Annotated in this window: 21 protein-coding genes; 8 read left to right on the forward strand and 13 right to left on the reverse strand. The window is 68.9% G+C overall.

All coding sequences use genetic code 11. The annotated features are described in order from the left end of the window. Positions 1-5 precede the first annotated feature (5 nt). From ACIO52_RS25745 to ACIO52_RS25775, 7 genes are all read right to left on the reverse strand, one after another. Positions 6-980, reverse strand: a complete 975-nt coding sequence (locus ACIO52_RS25745; protein WP_402647417.1) for a hypothetical protein — start codon at positions 978-980, stop codon at positions 6-8. A 166-nt stretch (positions 981-1,146) separates the two neighbouring features. After that, positions 1,147-1,644, reverse strand: coding sequence for a hypothetical protein (locus ACIO52_RS25750; RefSeq protein ID WP_402647420.1), 498 nt, complete (start codon positions 1,642-1,644; stop codon positions 1,147-1,149). A gap of 209 nt (positions 1,645-1,853) precedes the next feature. Further along, on the reverse strand, positions 1,854-3,644 hold the full coding sequence (locus tag ACIO52_RS25755) for a M91 family zinc metallopeptidase (protein ID WP_402647422.1): 1,791 nt from the start codon (positions 3,642-3,644) through the stop codon (positions 1,854-1,856). Then, complete coding sequence (locus tag ACIO52_RS25760; RefSeq protein WP_316573266.1) at positions 3,644-3,955, reverse strand: hypothetical protein; 312 nt, start codon at positions 3,953-3,955, stop codon at positions 3,644-3,646. The genes ACIO52_RS25755 and ACIO52_RS25760 overlap by 1 nt, the downstream gene beginning before the upstream one ends. A 56-nt stretch (positions 3,956-4,011) precedes the next feature. Then, positions 4,012-5,262, reverse strand: coding sequence for a hypothetical protein (locus ACIO52_RS25765; protein WP_402647425.1), 1,251 nt, complete (start codon positions 5,260-5,262; stop codon positions 4,012-4,014). Continuing rightward, the gene (locus tag ACIO52_RS25770) at positions 5,259-5,474 is read right to left on the reverse strand and encodes a hypothetical protein (RefSeq protein ID WP_218716440.1); all 216 of its coding nucleotides are present in this window, start codon (positions 5,472-5,474) and stop codon (positions 5,259-5,261) included. The genes ACIO52_RS25765 and ACIO52_RS25770 overlap by 4 nt, the downstream gene beginning before the upstream one ends. A 129-nt stretch (positions 5,475-5,603) precedes the next feature. After that, positions 5,604-7,436 (reverse strand): PQQ-binding-like beta-propeller repeat protein, encoded by a 1,833-nt coding sequence (locus ACIO52_RS25775; protein ID WP_402647429.1) that lies wholly within the window; start codon positions 7,434-7,436, stop codon positions 5,604-5,606. A gap of 141 nt (positions 7,437-7,577) precedes the next feature. Between ACIO52_RS25775 and ACIO52_RS25780 the strand changes: the two genes are divergently transcribed. Beyond that, the gene (locus ACIO52_RS25780) at positions 7,578-7,733 is read left to right on the forward strand and encodes a hypothetical protein (RefSeq protein WP_218716438.1); all 156 of its coding nucleotides are present in this window, start codon (positions 7,578-7,580) and stop codon (positions 7,731-7,733) included. A 3-nt stretch (positions 7,734-7,736) separates the two neighbouring features. Here ACIO52_RS25780 and ACIO52_RS25785 read toward each other — a convergent pair whose 3' ends face one another. Next, on the reverse strand, positions 7,737-8,009 hold the full coding sequence (locus tag ACIO52_RS25785; RefSeq protein WP_218716437.1) for a MoaD/ThiS family protein: 273 nt from the start codon (positions 8,007-8,009) through the stop codon (positions 7,737-7,739). 3 nt (positions 8,010-8,012) lie between these two features. Next, entirely contained in the window at positions 8,013-9,110 is a 1,098-nt protein-coding gene (locus ACIO52_RS25790; protein WP_402647432.1) for a WD40/YVTN/BNR-like repeat-containing protein, read from the reverse strand. 279 nt (positions 9,111-9,389) lie between these two features. Here ACIO52_RS25790 and ACIO52_RS25795 point away from each other — a divergent pair, with 279 nt between their 5' ends. Both ACIO52_RS25795 and ACIO52_RS25800 read left to right on the forward strand, forming a co-directional pair. Beyond that, positions 9,390-9,935 (forward strand): hypothetical protein, encoded by a 546-nt coding sequence (locus tag ACIO52_RS25795; protein WP_218716435.1) that lies wholly within the window; start codon positions 9,390-9,392, stop codon positions 9,933-9,935. A 187-nt stretch (positions 9,936-10,122) separates the two neighbouring features. After that, on the forward strand, positions 10,123-10,857 hold the full coding sequence (locus ACIO52_RS25800) for a glucose 1-dehydrogenase (RefSeq protein WP_402647435.1): 735 nt from the start codon (positions 10,123-10,125) through the stop codon (positions 10,855-10,857). A gap of 124 nt (positions 10,858-10,981) precedes the next feature. Here the strand turns inward: ACIO52_RS25800 and ACIO52_RS25805 are convergent, their stop codons facing one another. From ACIO52_RS25805 to ACIO52_RS25820, 4 genes are all read right to left on the reverse strand, one after another. Continuing rightward, positions 10,982-12,943: a UvrD-helicase domain-containing protein gene (locus ACIO52_RS25805; RefSeq protein ID WP_402647438.1), complete on the reverse strand. Its 1,962-nt coding sequence runs from the start codon at positions 12,941-12,943 to the stop codon at positions 10,982-10,984. A gap of 113 nt (positions 12,944-13,056) precedes the next feature. Further along, positions 13,057-14,478: a WGR domain-containing protein gene (locus tag ACIO52_RS25810; protein ID WP_218716432.1), complete on the reverse strand. Its 1,422-nt coding sequence runs from the start codon at positions 14,476-14,478 to the stop codon at positions 13,057-13,059. Between the two features lie 89 nt (positions 14,479-14,567). Next, complete coding sequence (locus ACIO52_RS25815) at positions 14,568-15,890, reverse strand: cryptochrome/photolyase family protein (RefSeq protein WP_402647441.1); 1,323 nt, start codon at positions 15,888-15,890, stop codon at positions 14,568-14,570. Further along, on the reverse strand, positions 15,887-16,435 hold the full coding sequence (locus ACIO52_RS25820; RefSeq protein ID WP_402647693.1) for a lipocalin family protein: 549 nt from the start codon (positions 16,433-16,435) through the stop codon (positions 15,887-15,889). The genes ACIO52_RS25815 and ACIO52_RS25820 overlap by 4 nt, the downstream gene beginning before the upstream one ends. Positions 16,436-16,572: 137 nt before the next feature. On the opposite strand from ACIO52_RS25820, the gene ACIO52_RS25825 reads away from it, so the two are divergent. The 5 genes from ACIO52_RS25825 to ACIO52_RS25845 all read left to right on the forward strand — a co-directional run bounded on the left by ACIO52_RS25825 (position 16,573) and on the right by ACIO52_RS25845 (position 21,199). Further along, the gene (locus ACIO52_RS25825; RefSeq protein ID WP_402647444.1) at positions 16,573-16,953 is read left to right on the forward strand and encodes a hypothetical protein; all 381 of its coding nucleotides are present in this window, start codon (positions 16,573-16,575) and stop codon (positions 16,951-16,953) included. A gap of 35 nt (positions 16,954-16,988) precedes the next feature. Next, positions 16,989-17,831 (forward strand): MerR family transcriptional regulator, encoded by an 843-nt coding sequence (locus ACIO52_RS25830; RefSeq protein ID WP_218715939.1) that lies wholly within the window; start codon positions 16,989-16,991, stop codon positions 17,829-17,831. 91 nt (positions 17,832-17,922) lie between these two features. Then, positions 17,923-19,236: an NAD(P)/FAD-dependent oxidoreductase gene (locus tag ACIO52_RS25835; RefSeq protein ID WP_402647448.1), complete on the forward strand. Its 1,314-nt coding sequence runs from the start codon at positions 17,923-17,925 to the stop codon at positions 19,234-19,236. Then, the gene (locus ACIO52_RS25840; protein WP_316573275.1) at positions 19,233-19,955 is read left to right on the forward strand and encodes a DUF1365 domain-containing protein; all 723 of its coding nucleotides are present in this window, start codon (positions 19,233-19,235) and stop codon (positions 19,953-19,955) included. The genes ACIO52_RS25835 and ACIO52_RS25840 overlap by 4 nt, the downstream gene beginning before the upstream one ends. After that, a complete protein-coding gene (locus ACIO52_RS25845) occupies positions 19,952-21,199 on the forward strand; it encodes a cyclopropane-fatty-acyl-phospholipid synthase family protein (protein WP_316573276.1) in 1,248 nt (415 codons plus the stop codon). Before ACIO52_RS25840 ends, ACIO52_RS25845 begins: the two co-directional genes overlap by 4 nt.

The raw sequence follows: 21,199 nt of genomic DNA on the forward strand, positions 1-21,199 counted from the left end.
CCCCCTTAGTAGTTCAGCGATCTGGGCTGGAGAGTACAGTAGGTTCCACCCGTGCGCCATCGCGGATGTCGGTGCTGTGAGCGCATCCGACGTGGTGCTGGCTCAAACCGTATCGAGTGCACGATCGACGAGCGCCGGGCACCGAATCGGAGACTGAAGCCGAAGAAGCTCATCGACTGCATGACTCCGCCGGCCAAGGCCATCGCCTGGCTGTAGACCAGGCGCTCGAGACATGCGCCGCCGTTCTCGACGATCTTCGACACGGCGTTCAGGTCGTCACTTCGCCCCGTGACCGTCTGCGCCAGGGTGGACGTGCTCGATCCGAAGGCGGTAGAGGCGTCGCCCTGCCAACTGTTCTGCAGCCATCGCGTGCCTTCGGTGAGGTTCTGTGACGCCACATAGTCGTTGATGCTGAGGCTGCCGATGCGTCGGCCGATAGCCTGCAGCGTCTCCCAGTCGGCTTCCAGCGGTGTCAGATAGTCTGCGGCGGGCTTCATGCCGATCGCCGCACTCAATGCTTCGTCGTATCCGGCTATCTGCTCGATCGCGCTGACCACAACCGCGCGCAATGTGTAGGCATCCTCCGGGGTGTCCGGGAGAGTGGGCAACTGCAGTCCGCCGAAGCGTTTCACGGTAGCGCTGGATCCGGTTGCTGTATCGGAGCCACCATGGGCGTTCGTGGAGGTCGTTGACAGCGCGGTTGCCGTCGCATCGTCGGTGGACCCGTACTCGTTCGCCGCCGTGGTCAAGGTCGTGCGGAGTGTGTCGATGGCCGCCAGGTCCGATTGTTGCGCTGCCGATATCGCGACGTGGAACTTCTCGAACGCGGGTGTCAGGGTGGCGATTACCCCAGATGCCCCGGGCGGGAGCGTCACTGCTGGAAGCAGTCGTGTGGTGTTCGACGCGAGGTTGGTTCGGGCGTCCTCGAGGTCCAGGTGGAATCCGGTCAGGCTGCCGACGTCGACGATGAGATCGGTCATGTCGTCACCGCATTCGGACGGGCGGTGTGGTCGGTCGTGATGACCGAGCTGTGTTGTACGGCAACGCGATGCGGACGGAACACGATATCCCCCAATTGAATCCGGTGGCAGCTATCTCACCGCGCACGCACGACGATGCCGTGGGGGAGCGGGGCGCCCGGGCGAATCACGGCAGTAGGAGAGGGGTACTGCAGGCGATCGTCTCCTGCCCGCCGGGCAAGCCGGTGTACAGGGATTCGCCGTCGACGTCGCGAGGGGCAGGGCCGGCTGTCGACGAGAAGCCGAGGCAGAACGAGATCGAATACGGAGGGCCCGTCAGAGGCGGCAGGTTTTCCGTCGCCGAAGGTCCTTCCGGGTGGACTACACGCAATGGCAGCGGCACGTGAATCCTGTCGGTCAGAGTGGATCCGGGTTCGATTCGGGTTGCCAGTGGGGGCGGGAGCGGGATCGATCTCGGCACTAGGCAATTCGGTGATCGGTACAGGAATTGTCGCTGGCTGATCTCGACGACACCATCGGTGCGGGGTACGACGAAATGCCTCTCGCGAGGGGCGGCCGAGCCGGTGTCCTGCTGGATTCGGTTGATCGCGTAGACGGGGCTGGTTCGGTTGTTGGTCGCGGTGTAGCGGATGATCAGTTCCGTTGGGGTTTTCGTGATGTCCACAGTCAGCCCCAGTCTTTCGTCCCACTGCGCCGGGGCGGGTTCGCACCACTGGTATCGGTTCTCGTCGATCGGAGTGGACGATGGTTGTGGCGAGGTGGTTGGAATCGCCGAGTATCGCGTAGCCGAGTCGATGTGCTCTTGGGTGCACCCGGTGAGGACGAGGATCGACGATGCGAAGAGGACCCGTCGTATGTTCATGGGAGTACTGATCACTTCCCGGGTGCGTAGTGTTCTCGGCGGGGGATTCCCAGTTCGTCTCGTAGTGCGTTCTCGGTCAGCACCGAGGGATGCTCGCTCTCGTCGGCGAACTGTTCCGGTGTGCTGGGGTCGTTGTCGTGGTCGATGGTCAGGCCGACGGCGACCCGTTCGCGTTCGAACATGCCTTCGCCGGTGGGCGAGTACTTGTTCGGGTACTGGCGGTCGACCGCGTCGGTGCCGGTGTAGACATCGGACGTCGGCCGCATTGTGCCATGCGTTTCGTCGTAGGCGTGCGCGGCTTCGTGGTAGAGGGTCGTGATCGGTGGGTGGTTGTCGTACGGCGTTCCAGCGTACGCGGAGCTGACCTCGGAGAACGATGTGCCGCGTGGGTTGTAAGTGATCGTCGACGAGGTACCGGCGCCTGGATTGCCGTCGGCGCCGAGATCCGCTGCGGCGGGATCTGTCGCTCTGGCGGAGTCCGATCCGGCCGCTCCTTCGATGATCGTGACGCTGTGCGGGGTTTCGCCCAGGCTCGCGAGCATCTGTTGCCCGATCGGCGATGACCGCATGAACTCCAAGTCAGCTCGTACGCGATCCTGGAATTCCGGGGATCCGGTGACGGTGACTTTGTCGGGTATGTCGCTGAGCACCACGTTCACGACGTTGTTGCTGCCGTTCTGGCCGGCGGCGCCGACGGAATCCTCGCCGTCCTGGGCGTAGATGGTGTCGTTGCCTCCGTCGTTGCCGACCGCGTCGGTACCGGCGCCGGTGTAGACCTTGTCGTCGCCGCCGCCCGACTGGAGGCGATCGTTGCCGGCGCCGCCCGAGACGGTGTCGTTGCCGAAACCGCCGAAGACGGTGTCGTCACCGGCCGAGCCTTCGACGTAGTCGTTGCCGTCGCCGCCGAAGAGGGTGTCGTTGCCCTCGCCGCCGTAGATGACGTCGTCACCGGTGCCGCCGCCGAGGATGTCGTCGCCGGAGGCTCCGTTGATGTAGTCCTTACCGCCGCCGCCTTGGACCTTGTCGTTTCCCGCGCCGCCTTCGAGCTTCAATCCGACCTGGGTGCCCGCGTCGACGGAGATCTTGTCGTTGCCGCCTTCGGTGAAGAGTGTGATGTTCTGGGCTTGCCGGCCTTCGAACTTGTACTCCTTGCCGTTCACGGTGACGGTCACGATGTGGGTGTTCGGGTCTTCGTGGACGTCGACATCGTCGTCGCCGTCGCCTGTCTTGATCACGACGGTCTTGTCGGTGGTGACGACAACGGGTTGCCCCGCCGGGTCGAGGCCGCCGCCCAATTCGGTGGCGGCGGTTCGGAGTGCCGCGGCGGTGGTCTGGTCGTCGGTGTTCGCGTCGGCGATGATGGCCGTGACCGAGGCGACGATGTCCGATTGCACCGTTGTGCGTCGGGTGCGTTCGGAGTCGGTCAGGTCGGTGTCGCGTCCGTCGCGTTTCCAGCTGTCCGTCACCGACCCGTCCGCGGCGATTTCGAATCCTTCTGTCGTTGCCCAGGTTTCGAGATCGGTCGCTCGTGTTCGGAGTCGATCCATGGTGTCGGCACGGTTGATCGCGACCTGTTTGAGTGGTTCGACGATTCCGGCGATTCGGCTGAGTTCGTTCTTCGACGTCAGCAGATTCTGTTGCGCGGCATCCTTGGTCGCGCCGGTCCAGTCGGGGAACGCGGAGGCGCGATCGATGTAGCCCTCGAAATCGCGCACCGATTGGCTGCGGCGGGACAATGCGCGGACCGCGGTCATCAGTGTGTCGGAGTTCCAGGAGATCACGTCGGACCAGGTCGCGGCCATCAGGCGCCCGTCTGAGCGGTCAGGGCCGCCGCCGTCGAGCCGTCGACCGCGGCGAGCGAGTCGATGCTGGATATGACGGCCTCGGTGAACCCGGTCAGGACCGTCAGCAGCGCGGATCCGACAGTGTCGAAGGCGGCGTCGAGGGTCGCGGCGGCGGTTGTCGATTCACCGCCCCAACCCGGCTCGGCGCCGTGCATCTCGGTAGACAGCGAGTTCCAGTCGTATCGAACTGTCTCGGTCTCGGTCACGAGCCGCTGGATGGTCGAAACCAATTCCGCGACAGGCAGGTCCAGATTTCCGGTACCACTCATGTGTCCCCCTTGCCGGAAGGCTAGTGAGGGAGCGGTGTGGGGTCAACAGCTGGCGTCTAGGACTCGTTCGACAATGCCGCGGCGACTTCGTCGAGGCCGCAGGTACGGGCCTGCACAACCAGGAGTTTGCGGACGCGGTCGGGGAGTTCGTCGTTGACGGACACGATGGTTTCCCAGGCGGTGGCGTCGCCGGTGCCGAGGAGTTCGACGAGGGAGTCGAGTTCGGGGAGGCCGTCGAGGAGGGTGAGGACGCGGGTTCGGGGTTCGCCGTCGATGATCAGGGCCAGGGGGAGCATGGTGGGGGCTGCGGGGCTGGCGAGGAGGATCAGGTCGCGGAGGGCGGTGTCGTCTTCGGCGAGGACTCGTCGGGCGATGCAGCGTTGCTGGTTGTGATCGAGGTGGGGGACCAGGGGGAGGAGATCGAGCCAGAGGCCCTGGGCCAGGGAGATGTCGGAGACTCGTTCCAGGGTGGCGGGGTCGTGCATGACCGGGCGCTGGGCCAGGCGTTGCAAGCCGGTGATGGCCATGCCGGCGGCGACGGGGAGGAGGGCGTCCCAGGCGTCGAGTTCGGTGACGGCGGTGAGGAGGCCGTCGAGGATCTCGTCGTCTTGTTCGGCGACGATGTCGGCCATGCGGGCGCGTTCCTCGGGGCCGATGAGGTCGAGGAGGGAGATGGCGTCGGCCCATTTCTCCTCGGCGTACATGGTGGTGACCATGCCGGGGACGCGGTCGGTGACCATGTTCAGGAGGCGTTCGGCCTGGGAGCTGTCTTCCAGGTGGAGGCCGACCTGGAGGATGTCGCTGTCGGTGGCTTGCGGGAGGGCGGCGAACAGGATGGAGTCGGGCATGGCGCCGGCGAGGCGGCCCATGGTGAGGTAGTCGCCGCGGGCGATGAGTTCCTTGGCTACCTCGGCGGCCATGGTGTCGGGGACGCGGGCGATGACTTCGGCGGCGCGTTTCGGATCGAGCAGGACGGTGGCGTCGGCGAGGAACTTGGGGGACAGGGATTCGGCGATCCCGACCGCGCGGGCCGGTTCGACCGCGCCGGCGACGGCGGCGGCCAGGGCGGGGCCGAGTGCCTTTTCGGCGACGAGCGCGGCGATCGGCTTGGGGACCAGTTTCACCGCGGCGGCGACGCGTTGCATGCGGAGGACGTCGCGGCCGGACATCTCGTCGCTGACCTGGTCGCGGAAAGCCTTGATCGCCGAAGGAGATCGGGTGGTCAGGAAGTTCAGTTCGGCGGGGTCGACGTCGAGGACACGGGCGAGTTTCGCGATCTCGGCCAGGGTGTGCCGCATGCTGCTCATAGTCCTAGGACCTTTCGGACGGCGGGGCGGGCCAGCCGGGGGATCAGGTGCATTCCCGCGCCGAGGGCGTCGTCCATGGCGGCCTTGCGGGCGGCCAGTGCCGATTCGGTGAGACCGTGGAGGCGGGTGAGGTCGTCGGCATCGAGGGTCGCGAACTCCGCCGGGGGAGGGGCTCCGAGGGTCGCGGTCAGCTGGTCGAGGCGGTCCGGCACCGTCGGGCTCCTTCGATGGTGTTGTGGCAGTGGCGATTACACGATAGCTGTGGGTGATCGCCGCCGCTTCTTCGGCGGCGAGGATCACTGTCGGATATGGGAGGGTGCGTCGGCGTCGGGGCTGGACTGTTATCGGAAGCCGATGATGTCGAGGGTGGCGTTGCCGATCGCCTCGTTGTTCTGGCACACGACCAGGACGGTTGACGAGGCGCGCATCAGCGTGGGCTGGGCGAGACCGGGGCGGCAGGGGTTGGTGATGGGAATCGTGCTGGTGGGAAGCAGGGTTCGGCGGTCCCGGATCGACAGTTCGTGGGTGGAGCCACCGAAGTTCAGATCGACGAATTCGTCGGCGAGAAAGTAGAAGTAGTCGCCGTCGATGCCTTCGTATCCCGGTGTCATGCCGGGTATCCGTCGGAGGTCGATGCTGTCGGTTGTCGTCATCCCGGCGTATTTGCTGTGCTGTGGGCCTTCGGGCTCCGGCATCGCGACCAGCACCTCCGGACCGTTGGGGTCGGCGGCGAAGGGGCTGCCTGCGGTACGGATCGGGGCAGTCGATATTCGGTCGGCGCGGTCGACGAGTAGGTAGTAGTTGCCCTGGTCCTCGTGCTGGTACCAGCTGATTCGCAACGTGTTCTCGAGCAGCGAGGCCGAGGGACTGTTGCGGGTGGAGATATCGCGGGATCCGACCAGCGTGCCTGTGGTGGTGTCGATCGCGAAGAGACGGCGGGTCGATTCACCGCAGCGGTACAGCCGGTACACGGCTCGGTCCGATGCCAGCGTCTTCCCCTCGTCCGGGGTGCAGCCGGCGGTGGGGAGAGCGACCGTCCAGCGCCGGGCGGCGGTGCGGGCGTCGTATCCCGTGACTGCGTCGTCGGTTTCGACCAGGAGGTCGGTGGCGGTGGTTGCGCTGATCACCCTGCGGGCAACGTCGGGATAGTCGGCCGTGTAATCGTTGTGGTCTTCGGAGGTCCAGAGGAGCCGGCCGGTCACGGCATCGAAAGCGATACGTGTCGTGGTGTCTTCGGCGAACCAGCGGGTGATCAGGACCGAGCGGTCGGCAGTCGTGAACGCGGCGCCCGAATCGGGCCACATGACGCGATGGCCGGACTGCGGTCGGCGCAGATAGTGCCAGCGTGGTCCGCCGGTCGCGCCGTCGTAGGCGCGCACGCCGTCGATGCTGACGACGACGAATCCTGTTCCCGCCGCGAGTACTTGGCGGCCAGTGGACTCCCGTCGTTCGTTGGTCGGGGGCAGTTGGAGGCGATACGCCTCGGCCGTGATCCGGCCGGGAACGGGGGCGATCGGAGCCTCGGCGACCGTCAGGTGGTCGATGTTGGCGCTGTCGTCGCCCGCGCGTACGGCGGTGACTGCGACGGCGGTCGATACCGCCAACCCGGCGGTGACGGCGATCGAGAGAATGCGGCGGCTGACGGTTCTGGCCAGGCCCATGTGAATCGTGAGCAGCAGGGCGAGAATCGCGCCTACGCCCACGAGCGCGATCGCGCCGACTGCCGTGGGGAGTTGGTCGAAGTAGGGATAGTCCGCGCGGATCTCCGAGAAGCTGCTGGGCAGATGCCGACTCCAGGACATGCCGACGAGGATCAAGAGCACCAGCACGACCGCACCGCCGGCGCGAAGTTCCCAGGCGTGCTGGCTGTTCCACAGATCGATCCTGCGTCGCCGTCCGGTGAACCATGCGGCGACGACGATCGCGAGCACGACGGTGCCGAGCACGCCGGCGACGGCGGCGAACTGCGCGGGCTGGGCCAGCGTCGTGCTCACGGGGCGTGTGGTGGCGCCGAACCAGCTGTAGAGGGCGAGGAGGACACCGCCGATCAGCAGGCCGGTGCCGGTCGCGGCGGCTGTCGCGCGGGTGCGGGGCAGGCGGCCGAGTGGACGCTCCAGGGTGGGGAGCGTCGCGGTTGGGCGGTCGTCCGGCGTGGTGCTGTGTAGATCCCCCATGGAACTGAACTCCCCTTGTCAGTGACCGATGTGTCTCCGGCAGGGAAGTAGCGTAGTCGCGGGCTACCAAGCCCGCGCGTCTCGACGGCCCACGGAGGTAACCACTTCCGTTTACTCTGGAGGGGGACGAGGGGAGCTGAGATGTCCGAGCAGCACGATCCGCGGGCGAGGTGGCGGGAACTTCCGCCGGAGCCTTCGGAGCTCATCGAAGAGACGACGATCGAGACGCGGGGTGTGGATCAGGGGGTTCCCTCGGTGGATCTCACCGAGGAGTTCGTGCGCAAGTACGGGTTGTGAGGGTCAGCCGCCGGCGACGGCGGGGATGATCATCAGTTCGGTGGTGGTGGTCAGGGGGGTGTCCACGCCGTGCAAGGTGCGGCATTCGTCGCCGTCGATGTAGAAGTTGACGTAGCGGCGCAGGGTGCCGCGTTCGTCGCGGAGGCGGCGTTCCAGGGCGGGGGACCGGTCGCGGAGGGTGTCGAGGACGTGGCCGAGGGTGGGGCCGTCGATGTCGAGTTCGCGCGCGCCGTTCGCGTAGGGGCGCAGGGCGGAGGGGAGCAGGACGCGGGCCATGGGTCAGCCGATGACGGCGGCGCGGACGCAGAGGACGTCGGGGAGTTTGTCGGCGACGAGGTGCCAGTGGTCGCCTTCGTCGCGGCTGCAGTAGACCTCGCCGTTGCGGGTGCCGAAGTAGATGCCGGTGGGGTCGGCGTCGTCGGTGGTCATGGCGTCGCGCAGGACGGAGGCCCAGAAGGGCACCGTCGGTAGGCCGTTCGTTGTCGCGGTCCAGGTGCGGCCCGCGTCGTCGCTGCGGTAGACCGCGCAGGTGGCGTCGGGTGGGAAGCGGAAGCGGTCCATGTCGGCGACGAGGGGGAAGGTGTAGATGACGCCGGGGCGGCGGGGGTGGGCGACGATGGGGAAGCCGAAGTTCGACGGGGGGAGGTCGGCGTCGATGGACTGCCAGGTGGTGCCGTCGTCGGTGCTGCGGAAGACGCCGCCGTGGTTCTGGAGGTAGAGGGTGCTGGGGGTTTCGGCGTCGCGGGCGACCTTGTGCACGCACTGGCCCCATTCGGGCAGCTCGCCGGGCATGAAGTCGGCGGTGACGCCCTTGTTGGTCGGTGTCCAGGAGGCGCCGCCGTCGGCGGTCTGGTAGACGCCGCCGGTCGACATGGCCACGGCCAGGCGCTGGGTGTCGGTGGGATGGGGAAGGACGGTGTGCAGTGCGAGACCGCCGCCGCCCGGCGCCCACTGCGGCCGGTGGGGATGGTCCCACAGGCCGCTGACCAGCGTGAAAGTCCTTCCGCCGTCGGTGGAACGGAACAGCGCCGACGGTTCGACGCCCGCGTAGACCACCTCGGGTTCGGCGGCGGTGGCGGGGGCGATCTGCCAGACACCCTCGAGTGCGGCGTCGGTGTCGGCGGGGAAGGCCAGTGGGGCGTCGTCGGGTTCGGTCCAGGTCGCGCCGAGGTCGTCGCTGGAGACCAGCGTCGGGCCGAAGTGGCTGTTGAGGACACCCGCGAGCAGACGTGGTGGCGTGCGGCGGGTGTCGATGGCCAGGGCTTTCACATCGGCGACCGGGAATTGGGGCGGGCTCACCGTCCAGCTCGCCCGGTCGTCCGAGCTGCGGGCCAGGAACAATCCCTTGCGCGTGCCGATTCCGAGAAGTACGTCCATCGCCGACCTCCAGGTCGTCTCACCGACGCGGATGAAAATGAGCGTACTCCGCGGGGACGTAAGGGCCGCATGATCGCGATCGGTGAGGGATACTGGTCCGATCGTGCGCAACCCGTCGCACGAGCGTGACTTTTTCGCGACCATTTCGTAATCTGGCAGTGACCTTGTTCTCGACAGTAGCTGGTGATTGATAAAGTGCCTGGTCAACATCGCACCCCCGCTCCTCCGACGGGGCGCATGTCGTTGGCTGTGTGCAGCCTCGCAGCAACGGTTCCCGGCATGCTCTGGATGGCGTTCCGGCCGGGTGGAACCGAAGTACAGCAGGTCGCGGCCGTCGTGCCGCACACGCCGTCCGCGGTCGAGGTCGACGTCCTGCCCGCGCTGACCCACGACGAACCGACCATCGCGCCGGCGCCGGTCGCGGCGGACGACGAGTCGGCGACGCTGTCGGCCTCGAAGCTGAAGTACCTGTGCTCGACGGAGTGGAAGGGCACCCAGCCCCACGTCGCGCAGGTCAGCCACATGGTGCAGAAGATGTTCGGGCTCGACGACATCGGCGGCGCCAACGGACGATTCGACGGTGACCACGGCGCGGGTCTCGCGCTCGACATCATGACCTCCAACCCCGCGCAGGGTGACGCGATCGCCGCGTTCGTGCTGGCCAACAAGGCGCGCTTCGGCGTCACCTATGTGATCTGGCAGCAGCGTTACAACGACGGCGGCGGCTGGTCCTACATGGAGGACCGGGGCAGCCCGACCCAGAACCACTACGACCACGTGCACGTGTCGTTCTCCTCGTACGGCGCGGCCAACCTCACCTGCTGATCACGGCGAATCATCCGGCCGCAGGGGTGTAGTGGCGCATCGGCCAGGGCTGAAACCCGGTGCGGCGAGCGGGCCGTGTCGGTATTTCGTCGGATCGACTCACCTTTCATTTAGGCATATCCCCACGCGGAACGGGTCCACGCTCCTACGGTGAGAGTGGCTCAGTTCTGGTGAGAGGAATGTGGACATGGGACGGTTGGCCGGCAAAGTCGCGGTGATCAGCGGCGGAGCGCGGGGGATGGGCGCGGCGCACGCGCGCCGGTTCGTCGCCGAGGGCGCGTCGGTGGTGCTCGGTGACGTGCTCGACGACGAAGGCGCCGTCGTCGCCAAGGAGCTCGGCGATGCCGCGATCTACCGGCACCTGGATGTGCGCGAACCCGAGCAGTGGGCCGCGGTCGTCGCGGCGGCGGTCGAGACCTTCGGCGGACTGCACGTGCTGGTGAACAACGCGGGGATCGTCAACGGGAATCTGCTGGTCGACTTCGCGCTGGAGGAGTGGCAGCGGATCATCGACATCAACCTGACCGGGACGTTCCTCGGGATGCAGGCCGCGGTGCCCGCGATGACGAGCGGCGGGTCGATCGTGAACATCTCCTCGGTCGAGGGGATGCGCGGCAGCCCGGGTCTGCACGGGTACACGGCGACGAAGTTCGCGGTGCGCGGACTCACCAAGTCGGCGGCTCTGGAGCTGGCGGCGCAGGGAATCCGGGTGAACTCGGTGCATCCCGGGTTCATCAGCACGCCGATGACCGAGGGGATCCCGGCGGACTTCCTGCAGATTCCGCTGAAGCGGGGCGCCGAGCCCGACGAGGTGTCGGCCCTGGTCGCCTACCTGGCGTCGGACGAGTCGTCGTATTCGACCGGTGCGGAATTCGTGGTCGACGGTGGGCTCACGGTCGGGGTGCCGCACAAGAGTTTCTGAACGAGGACGAGGTCCGTACCGGGTGATTCGGACTCAGCCCCACGGGCCGATCCGTGGGGCACGAACCGACCATGACGGGTAGTCGGGGTCGGCGACGGGCTGTGTCGCCGACCCCGACACCAGGTCACTGATCGGTGATGTAGGCCAGCCACGCGTAGTCGCGTGCTCGGGTGACGGCCACGAGCTTCTGCCGTGCGGCGAGTTCCGCCCGATCACGGGTGGCGCCCCGGACGGTCGCGAAGGTCGCCGGTTCGGTGGTGATGTGGAAGACGGCGGCGAAGTCCATGCCCTTGGCGCGGTGCACGGTGCCGATCTTGATCTCGGCGAGCTGAGTGCCGTTGTAGTCGTCGAGCGCCATCGTCGGCAGGCCGGCCGCGTGGAGAAGGTCGCGACAGTGCTTGGCATCCCGGTGCGTATCCACGATCACGGCGATCTCGCCCGTGGGGACACCACAGTCTCGGACGGCGTGCAGGAAGGCGGCATCGAGTTCGTCGCGGCGTAGACGGACTTTCACGGCCGCGCCGTCGGGCAGCGTCCCGTCGCTGTCGCGCAGGACGAATCCGCGCCCGCCGTCCAGGTCGTCGACCGTATTGCCCGCCTCGAGCTTCTTGGCCAGATCCAGCACGGCGGCACGATTCCGGTAGTTCGTGCGCAGCACCCGGCCGCGGCCACCCGCCAGCGGGATCCCGGCATCGGAGAGCCGCCAACCACCTGGATAGACCTGCTGCTGTCCGTCGCCGACCAGGAGGAGCTGGTCGGTGTCGGTGCCTCCGGCGATGCGGTGGACCAACCGGAGCTCCATCAGCGTGCAGTCCTGCACCTCGTCGACGACCACCATCGAGTAGCGCTCGTCGTCGTCGAACGGGCTCTGCCGGAGTTCATCGGTGGCCAGCGCGATGACGTCGTTGAAGTCGTGCGTCTGCTTGTCCGCCAGTCTTTGCTGATAGGGCAGAAACAGGTTGTCCCAGACGTATTCCCGTTGGCGGCCGGTGAGGCGCAACCCGTCGCGACCGGATCGTTCGATGGCGCGGTATTCGTCGAGCGTGGTCAGGCCGCGACCCTTGATGACTCGTTTGATCTCCTCTTCCCAGTAGGTGAAATCGGTCCCCGCGTAGCCGTCGAGCCGGTGACGGACACCCATCCACGTTCGGGCCATGGCGTCGTCGGCCGCGTCGACGTCGAGGTGGAAGGTGACCTTGCGGGATTTGAGGAATCCGGTCGCCCACGCGTGCAGGCCGATGAACTCGGTGCGGTCGACCACGGTCGGTGCGATCCGCGCGAACCCGGACCGGTGATAAGTGGGCAGCGTGCGGACGAAGCTCGTGAACAGTAGCCGACCTGGGTTCCGCTTGGCGAAATGGGCCATGCGGTGCAGCGCCACCACGGATTTACCCGTGCCTGCCGGGCCGCTGAACCGCGCGGGCCCGGTGAAATTGGCGTGGACGAGGGCGAGCTGTTCGGGGTCGAGGAAGGTGATCCACTCGCGAAACGGCCGGGTCAGAGAGGCGGACCGGGTGTCGTTGTCCAGATCCGCGCTGTCGAACAAGCCATCCGTGGCGACAATTTCCGGGGTCGGTGCGTCGTCGGTGCTGATCGAGGTGAAGCTCGCGCCCACCCGGGTGGCGACCGTGGCCGCGATGGTCGCGGCCCGACTCGGCGACAGCAATCGTTCACGCGTCAGCAGGGTGTCACGGATCGTGGCTTCATCGGCGGTGAGGAAAGGATCGTGTGCCTCCGTGGGCACCCGCCGTCGCATGAGCAGCACCAGTTCGAGGGTGTGCGGGACGAACTGCGCACGGTCGAACAGCAAGTTCGCGAACATCTCCTCGGCGGTGCGGCGGATTCCGCGAACGACCTGGTCGGCCGGCACCGTATCGGTGAAGACCAGCGCGAACACTCCGGACCGGCCGATCGCGAATGCCGCCGCCCGGTCCGGCGTGGGCGGTGTCGTGTCGAGCAAGAGATGCCATCGCGGTTCGATCAGGATGGCGGAGAGGAAGCGACGTTGCGATGCGGTGAGCTGCGGATGCGCGGCGATCTGCTGCTCCGCCCAGTGGGCGCGGCGATGCCTGCTGATGTCGGACATGATCCCCCCGATGCGGTCCGTGGCATCAGGTCGTAATGCCTTGTCTGACAAGATACTTCATGTCAGACAAGCAATCCGGTCATCGAGGGAGCGGCGTTCGGCCGGCCTGCTGGTCAGCTCAGGCGGCGAATGTCGCCGCGGACGCGGTAGAAGCCGCCGCGGGCGGATTCGGTGACGGCGTCGACGACGTAGCGGGTGCCCGCCTGGCGGATGTCGCGGGGGAACTGGACGTTCCAGCCGCGTTCGTAGCCGGGGCTGACGACGTGGACGCGCAGGGAGCCGCCGTGTTCGACGCATTCGACGACGATGCCGGTGCCGGCGTCGGTGGTGACCTCGAGGGTGCTGGAGGCGGGGACGGCGGAGATCTCGGGGGCCTTGACCGAGACGGTGCTGGGGAGCACCCCCTGGTCGGCGTCGCGGACGGCGGACTCGCTCACGTCGAGGCAGGCCAGCGCCCCGGACGTGGTGACCAGGTACAGCTTGTCGTCGTGGTACTGCATGGAGTAGGCCGAGCCGCAGCCGGTCGCCAGCTTCCACCGGCGGGTGCCGGTGGCGTCGAAGCAGTAGACCGAGGAGTGCGAATCGCCGGCGAAGACGTAGCGGCCGTCGGGGGAGGCGGCGCAGGAGAAAACGGCGGCGTCGCACTGGTAGGCGCGGGTGGTGACGCCCTGCTTGGTGATCTCCTCGACGCGGTTGGCCGAGGTGCCCGCGTAGACGTCGGAGGTCTCCTGCCAGCCGAACAGGACCGAGCCCCGGGTAGGCGAATGCCATTGGGTGGCACCGGTTTCCAAGGTGTACTTGGTGACGCCCGCGCTGTGGCCGTGGTAGACGCCGGTGGGGTCGAGGCGGACCATCCAGCCGGAGTTGCCGGTACTGCGCGCCGACCAGAGGGATTCCTCTTCGTGGTCGATCACGGTCAGGCCGCCCGCGGCGTCGGAGGCGGCGAGGATGCCGTCGTGGATGTCGAGCCAGTAGACGTCGGTGGCCGAGACGTCGTAGGCGGCGCGCGGGACCTTGCCCGACAGGTCGTAGACGCGGCCGTCGTCACAGCCCGCGTAGATCCAGAAGTCGTCGGCCACCAGGCATTTCACGCCGTCGGGGAGCTGGTAGCGGTTGGTCACCACGCCGTCGGGGGTGAGGGTGTAGACCTCGCCGTTCTCGTTGCCGACCCAGCAGCGCTGCTCGTCGACGAAGATGCCGAACGCGGCGGCGCCGGAGTCGAAGCGCCACAGGACCGGAGCGCTCTTGGCGGTGGAACGCTGGCTGGTGATCACGCGGCGGGTCACCGAGCGACGCTCGCGCGCGCCCATGACGGCGGGCGCGTAGCCCTTGCGGACCTTCTCGCCGATCTTCTTCTGCGCGGCCGACTTCGCCTTCTCCGCGGTGGCGAACGAGCTCGCCTTGGACTGACCCTGTTCGCCGATCCGGCCGAAGCGAATGTTCACCTGGGTGCCGGTGACGATCACCTCGTAGAACTTGTGCGAGGAACCGGTGTCGTCGGACAGTTCCAGGTAGGTGGTTTCGGCGGTCGTCATGGATCCTCGCTGAGCTCGTGCGGTGGGTCGAACGAGCGAAAACTAGCAAGGCACACCGACATCGGCGGGGCGAGCGGAGTCCGCGCAGGTCACATGCCCGCGACGTCGAGTAGCGGTGGGGGATAGGCGGAGTGGGGGATCTCGGCGCGCCAGGGGCGGTGGATGGTGGGGCCGTCGAGGTGGGCCAGTTCGGGGAGCCAGGTGCGGACGTAGGTGCCGTCGGGGTCGTAGCGGTCGGCTTGGCGCAGGGGGTTGAGGACGCGGTTGGGGCGGGTGTCGGTGCCGGTGCCCGCGGCCCACTGCCAGTTGAGCTGGTTGTTGGCGAGGTCGGCGTCGACGAGCCAGTGCAGGAAGTGGGCCGCGCCGATGCGCCAGTCCAGGCGCAGGGATTTGGCGAAGAAGGAGGCGGTGATCAGGCGGGCGCGGCCGGGGAGCCAGCCGTCGGTGACGAGCTGGCGCATGGCGGCGTCGATGATCGGGTAGCCGGTGCGGCCGTCCTTCCAGGCGGCGACGGCGTCGGGGTCGGTGCGCACGGCGAACGGGCCGGGACGGTAGCTGGTCCAGGCGGTGTCGGGGCGCGCCGCCAGGAGCTGGTGGTGGAAGTCGCGCCAGGCGAGCTGGCGGGCGAAGGCGTGACCGCCGGGGTCGGACAGGTCGGTGCGGTGGACGATCTCGACCGGCGACAGGCAGCCGAAATGCAGGTGCGGGGAGAGGTGGGAGGTGGCATCGGCGGCGAGGTCGTCGTTGCGGTCGGCGTAGTCCTGGATCGGGCCCGCGAGCCATTTGCGCAGCAGCACCCGGCCGCTGATCTCGCCACCACGAGGGCAGTTCGGGGACGGCTCGCCGGCCGACAGGTCGCCGGGCGCAGGCAGAGCGTCGCCGGCCACGTCGGGAACGGACAGCGCGCGCGGGGTGCCCAGCGGGTGGCGCTGGTGAGCGTCGACCCAGCGCCGGAAGTAGGGGGTGAACACCGCGTAGTGGTCACGGCCCGTCGCGGGGGTGAGGACGGCGGGATCGGCCGCGGTGACGACCGCGCTGTGGGTGCGCACGGCGCAGTCCGTGCCGGCGAGGCGGTCCCGCAGGGCCTGTTCGCGGCGGGTGGCGTAGGCGCTGACGTCCTCGGCCAGATGCACCGCGCTCGCGCCGGTCTCGGCGGCGATCCGGGCCACGACGTCGGTCACCTCGCCCCGCCGGACCACCAGGCGCCCGCCGATCCCGCGCAGGCGCTCGTCGAGTTCGGCCAGCGCGGTGGCGAGGAAGACGGCGCGATTGGGCGGGCAGCGGTCCGGGACGATGCCGTCGTCGACGACGAACAGCGGGACGACGGCATCGCTGTCGCGGTGCGCGGCGGTGAGGACCGGGTTGTCGGCGGTGCGCAGGTCACGGGTGAACAGCGCGATCGAGACGGTCATCGGGCGCACAGCGGGGTGATGTCGGAGCGGCCGCCCGCGGTCGGCGTGGTCAGGTAGACACAGGTGTTCTGGCCGGCGGCCACGATCGCGGCGTCGATGTCGTTCCAGGTGGCGGCGTCGACGGCGGGGGTGCGTGACAGGACGAAGCCGGACAGGCGGCTGGGATCGGTGACGACCGCCCAGGAGTAGTCCGGGCCGAGGGCCGTGACGATGTAGTTGGGGGCGCCGGTGCGCTGATCCTGGCCGGGCACGCCGGGGAAGGAGACATGCAGCTGGGCGTTGGTGACGGGATCGGTCACCGTCGCGGTGCCCCGGATCTCGTTGGTGCCGCCAGACCAGGTACGGCAGCGGTTGTAGACGCCGACGTCACCGGCGTCGTCGAGGGTGTAGGTGGCGGTGGTGTCGCCGGCGCAATCGAGGCTGAACGGGGCCGGGATCGCGGCCAGCTGGTGCCAGACGCCCAGATAGCGCTCGACATCGAGCGACGGCACCGGCGCCGGGGGCGCGGCGGACGCGGTGGCCGGTGCCAGCGCCACGGTGGCCATCGCCGCGCAGGCGAGCAGCGGGAGGCGGAGCGGAACGGAGGAATGGGCGATGCGCACGAGAACTCCTCGGATTGTTGGTACTGACAGACTATCAAGAAACGATGCATAATTGATTCACCCGGCGAGAGGAGTTGTCGATGACACGGGAGTGGCCGTTCCGTCTGCTCGGCCTGGCGACCGCCGCCTACGGCGCGAGTGTGGCCGTTCGCCCCGAGGTGCTGCTGCGGCCGTGTGGATTCGAGACCGACCGGCCGGGCAGCCGGGCGCTGGCGCGCATGGTCGGCTGCCGGGACGCGATCTCCGGCGCGGCCATGGTGCTCGCGCCGGACGCCCGCGTCGCGCGGGCCGCCGCGGGCGTGCGGATCGCGGCCGACCTCGCCGACGCGCTGGTCCTCGGCACGGCGGTCGACCCTCGCCTGCGCCGCACCGCGATCGCGGTGCCGCTGGTCTGGGGCCTGCTCGGTGCCGGAACCACGGCACTGGCGTGGCCGCGGCGACCCGCCGCCGCACGGCCGTGACACGCGGGCGGAGCGGCATCGGTCAGAATGGAACGATGTCCGCCGGTTCCGCCCCTGTCTCCGACGCGGCCGGGTACACCGTGCGCGCGGTCGCGGATCGTCTCGGCATCCCGACGGCCACCCTGCGTAGCTGGAATCGCCGCTACGCCATCGGGCCCGCGCAGGACCGTCCCGGTCGGCATCGGCTCTACACCGAAGCCGACATCGGCCTGCTCGAACGCATGCTGACGCTGATCCGCGACGGTGCCAGTCCGGCGGGCGCGGCGGCGGCCGCCCGCGGGCCCGCGGTGCGGGCGGGCAACCGCGTCGACCTGCTCGACGCCGCGTTCGCGCTCGACTCCGCGACCTCGGTCGACCTCGTCGAGGCGCACGTGCGCGCCTACGGCGTCGTCCGCACCTGGGACGAGCTGTGCAGGCCCGCCTTCGCCGACATCGTGGCACGTCAGGGTGTCGGGGAGAACTGCATCGATGTCGAGCATCTGCTGTCGTGGTCGATCGCGGCGGTGATGCAGCGAGTGCAGACCGCGCCCGCGGTCGCCGATCGGACCGTCGTGCTCGCCTGTACCGGCGGTGAGACCCATTCGCTCCCACTGGAAGTGCTGCGCGCGGCACTGGCCGAGCAGGGAGTGGGCGCCCGGATGCTCGGCGCGGACGTGCCGACCGTCGCGCTGGTCGGCGCGCTGGCCCGGCCCTCGGGGCCGACCTCGCTGCTGCTGTGGTCGCAGCGGGAATCGAGCGCGCTGACCTCGGCCGTGCTGGCCGGCCTCGACGCGGGCGCACGGGTCTTCGTCGGCGGGCCCGGCTGGGACGCGGCGCTGCTGCCGCCCGCGGTCGCGCGGATCGCCTCCCTCGCGAGTGCGGTCGAGGCGTTGCGCTGACGACTGGCCGTCGGTCATCAAACGATGCATAATTGATTCACTTCGGGTGGATCGTCCATCCGCTGGCCGGGGGACGACCGGAGGAATCGCAATGAACGCATCGAACGGGCAGCGCCGAGTCGCGGTGATCGGCAGTGGTGTCGCCGGGCTGACCGCGGCCTGGGTGCTCGCGCGCTCGGCCGAGGTCACGCTCTACGAGGCACAGGACCGTCTCGGCGGGCACGCCGACACCCACCGTGTGGTCGCGGGCAATGGGCAGACCATCGGCGTGGACACCGGGTTCATCGTGCACAACGACCGCACCTACCCGACACTGCAGCGGCTGTTCGGCGAGCTCGATATCGCCACCGGGGAGACCGACATGAGCATGTCGGTGCGCTGCGACGGCTGCGGGCTCGAATACGCGGGCGCGCGCGGGCTGCCCGGCCTGTTCCCGCGCCCCGGGCACCTGATGCGAGGGCGGTATCTGCGACTGCTCGCCGAAGTGCCGCGGTTCCACCGCCTGGCCCGCGCCGAACTCGCCGCGGACCCGACGACGGAACGCACCGTGGCCGAATTCCTGGCCGACGCCGGATTCTCCGCCTACTTCCGCACCCACTTCCTGGCACCGCTCATCTCGGCGGTCTGGTCCTGCGATCCCCGCACCGCGCTGCGTTATCCGGCCCGCTACCTGTTCACCTTCCTCGAACACCACGGCATGCTGACGGTGTTCGGCTCACCCACCTGGCGCACGGTCACCGGGGGATCGGCGACCTACGTCGCGGCGGTCGCCGAACGCCTGCACCGAGTACAGGTCGCGACCCCGGTCCGGGCGCTGCACCGGCATCCCGGCGGAATCACCGTCCGCACCGCCGACGACGGCGTCGACGACTTCGACGCCGCGGTGATCGCGACCCATCCGCACGAGGCGCTGGCCCTGCTCGCCGAGCCGAGCGCCGCCGAACGCGACCTCCTCTCGGCGATGCCCTACTCGGTGAATCACACTGTCCTGCACACCGATTCCCGCCTGCTGCCGCGCGCCACCGGTGCTCGCGCGTCCTGGAACTACCGCCTGCCCGCCTGCGCTGCCGAACCCGACCGCGTCCTGGTCACCTACGACCTGACCCGGCTCCAGCGTCTCGACGACACCGGCGACCGACGATTCCTGGTCACCCTGGGCGACGGCGACCGGATCGATCCCGGCGCAGTGCTGGACACGATGACCTACGAACACCCGCTCTACACCCCGGAATCGGTGGCCGCCCGCGCCCGCGCCGGGGAACTCGGGTGCGCGCGCACGGCGTTCGCGGGCGCCTACCACGGGTGGGGCTTCCACGAGGACGGCGCGCTGTCGGGACTGCGCGCCGCCGAGCGACTGGGCGGACGCTGGACGGGACCGCTGCCCGGCCTGGTGGCGGTGTCGTGACCGCTCGGCTGATCCGCACCGACATCCGGCACACCCGGTTGGCGCCGATCCGGCACGCCTTCCGCTATCGCGGGCACAGCTGGCTGGTCGATCTGGACCGGCTGCCCCGGTTCCCCTGGTGGCTGCGGCCGTTCGTCGGCTTCGACGCGGGCGACCACCTGGGCGAACGCGGCGGCTCGCTGCGGGCCGCCATCGACGGGTACCTGGCGACCCAGGGCATCGACCTGCGGGGAGGGCGGGTGCTGATGCTGGCCGGCGCGCGTGCCTTCGGCTACGTCTTCGATCCGCTGACGCTGTACTGGTGCCGTGACCGTGACGGCACGCCGGTGTGTGTGATCGCCGAGGTCCGCAACACCTACGGTGGCGCGCATCGCTACCTGCTGCGGCCCGACGGCGACGGTCGCGCGCGGGTCGGCAAGGAGTTCTACGTCTCGCCGTTCAACCCGGTGGCGGGCGAGTATCGGCTGCGGGTGCCCGAGCCGGATACCACGCTGCGGGTGTCGATCACGCTGGCGACCGACCGGCCGATCTTCGTCGCCACCATGGCGGGCCGATGCGTGCCCGCCACCACCGGCGCGATCGTGCGCGCCGTGCTGACCGACCCGATTCCGCCACTGCTGGTGGCCGCGCGTATCCGGTGGCAGGGCGTGGTGCTCTGGGCCAGGGGACTGCCGGTCGTACCGCGTCCGGTGGCCGTGCCCGAGGAGGCGCTCCGATGACAACCGTGGACACCACCGCGAATCCCGCTGTACCGGAGCGGGATCGGTGGCCGGACCTGGCCGTGCCGAACGGCCTGCGCGCGGGCGTGTCGGCGATGGCCGTCGACGTGCTGGTCCGCCGCCTGACCCGCCGCTTGCCGCTGGCGGTGCGCTACCCCGACGGCACCGTCGCCGGTTCGGCCACCGGAGTGCCGTGCCTGATCCTGCACCGGCCCGGCGACTTCGCCGCCCGGGTCGGCGCCGCCGGGCTCATCGGCTTCGGTGAGTCGTACATGGCCGGTGACTGGGACGCGCCCGATCTCGTCGGCGTGCTGACCGTGCTCGCCGCGCACGTCGCCGAGGTGGTGCCGCGCCCGCTGGCCCGGTTGCGCCGTCTCTACGTCGCCGGACATCCCGCCGCCGAACGCAATTCCGAGGACAACACGCGCGGCAACATCGCCCGGCACTACGACCTGTCCAACGACTTCTTCGGGCTGTTCCTCGACGAGACCATGACCTATTCGGCCGCGCTGTTCGCCGATCCGGCCGATGATCTCGCCACCGCCCAGCGCGCCAAGATCGACCGGCTGCTCGACCGCGCGGGCGTGCGATCCGGCACCCGGCTGCTCGAAATCGGCACCGGCTGGGGCGAACTCGCCGTCCGGGCGGCCGCGCGTGGCGCGCGGGTGCACACCGTGACGCTGTCGTCCGAGCAGCAGGCCGCGGCCAGGGCGCGGGTGGCGGCGGCGGGACTGGCCGAGCAGGTGCGGGTGGACCTGCTCGACTACCGCCGGGTGCGCGGCACCTACGACGCCGTCGTCTCGGTGGAGATGATCGAGGCGGTCGGTTACGAATACCTGGACACCTATTTCGCGACCATCGGCCGGGTGCTCGCACCGGGTGGGCGGGCCGCGATCCAAGCCATCACCATGCCGCACGAGCGCATGCTGGCCACCCGGCACACCTATACCTGGATCCAGAAGTACATCTTCCCCGGCGGGTTCCTGCCCTCGGTGCGGGCGATCGAGGAATCCGTCGCGCGTGGCTCGGACCTGCGCGTGCGCGAGGAGTTCTCGATGGGTCCGCAGTACGCGCGCACCCTGCGTGCCTGGCGGGAACGGTTCGAGGACGCGCGGGCGCAGATCGGCGCGCTCGGGTTCGACGAGACGTTCGTGCGGATGTGGCGGCTGTATCTGGCGTACTCGGAGGCGGGTTTCCGGTCCGGGTACCTCGACGTGGGGCAGTTCGTTCTCGCGCGGGAATGA

Origin of the sequence: Nocardia sp. NPDC087230, assembly GCF_044744725.1 — a bacterium.
GTDB lineage: Bacteria > Actinomycetota > Actinomycetes > Mycobacteriales > Mycobacteriaceae > Nocardia > Nocardia canadensis.

Coding starts and splice junctions, on each gene's coding strand:
- ACIO52_RS25785 (WP_218716437.1), bottom strand. CDS start 8,009: ATGGCCCGCGTCCTGCTCCCCTCCGCCCTGCGCCCCTACGCGAACGGC.
- ACIO52_RS25795 (WP_218716435.1), top strand. CDS start 9,390: ATGCTCTGGATGGCGTTCCGGCCGGGTGGAACCGAAGTACAGCAGGTC.
- ACIO52_RS25755 (WP_402647422.1), bottom strand. CDS start 3,644: ATGGCCGCGACCTGGTCCGACGTGATCTCCTGGAACTCCGACACACTG.
- ACIO52_RS25765 (WP_402647425.1), bottom strand. CDS start 5,262: ATGAGCAGCATGCGGCACACCCTGGCCGAGATCGCGAAACTCGCCCGT.
- ACIO52_RS25805 (WP_402647438.1), bottom strand. CDS start 12,943: ATGTCCGACATCAGCAGGCATCGCCGCGCCCACTGGGCGGAGCAGCAG.
- ACIO52_RS25775 (WP_402647429.1), bottom strand. CDS start 7,436: ATGGGGGATCTACACAGCACCACGCCGGACGACCGCCCAACCGCGACG.
- ACIO52_RS25830 (WP_218715939.1), top strand. CDS start 16,989: ATGTCCGCCGGTTCCGCCCCTGTCTCCGACGCGGCCGGGTACACCGTG.
- ACIO52_RS25800 (WP_402647435.1), top strand. CDS start 10,123: ATGGGACGGTTGGCCGGCAAAGTCGCGGTGATCAGCGGCGGAGCGCGG.
- ACIO52_RS25790 (WP_402647432.1), bottom strand. CDS start 9,110: ATGGACGTACTTCTCGGAATCGGCACGCGCAAGGGATTGTTCCTGGCC.
- ACIO52_RS25820 (WP_402647693.1), bottom strand. CDS start 16,435: ATGGCCACCGTGGCGCTGGCACCGGCCACCGCGTCCGCCGCGCCCCCG.
- ACIO52_RS25760 (WP_316573266.1), bottom strand. CDS start 3,955: ATGAGTGGTACCGGAAATCTGGACCTGCCTGTCGCGGAATTGGTTTCG.
- ACIO52_RS25825 (WP_402647444.1), top strand. CDS start 16,573: ATGACACGGGAGTGGCCGTTCCGTCTGCTCGGCCTGGCGACCGCCGCC.
- ACIO52_RS25835 (WP_402647448.1), top strand. CDS start 17,923: ATGAACGCATCGAACGGGCAGCGCCGAGTCGCGGTGATCGGCAGTGGT.
- ACIO52_RS25745 (WP_402647417.1), bottom strand. CDS start 980: ATGACCGATCTCATCGTCGACGTCGGCAGCCTGACCGGATTCCACCTG.
- ACIO52_RS25780 (WP_218716438.1), top strand. CDS start 7,578: ATGTCCGAGCAGCACGATCCGCGGGCGAGGTGGCGGGAACTTCCGCCG.
- ACIO52_RS25810 (WP_218716432.1), bottom strand. CDS start 14,478: ATGACGACCGCCGAAACCACCTACCTGGAACTGTCCGACGACACCGGT.
- ACIO52_RS25845 (WP_316573276.1), top strand. CDS start 19,952: ATGACAACCGTGGACACCACCGCGAATCCCGCTGTACCGGAGCGGGAT.
- ACIO52_RS25815 (WP_402647441.1), bottom strand. CDS start 15,890: ATGACCGTCTCGATCGCGCTGTTCACCCGTGACCTGCGCACCGCCGAC.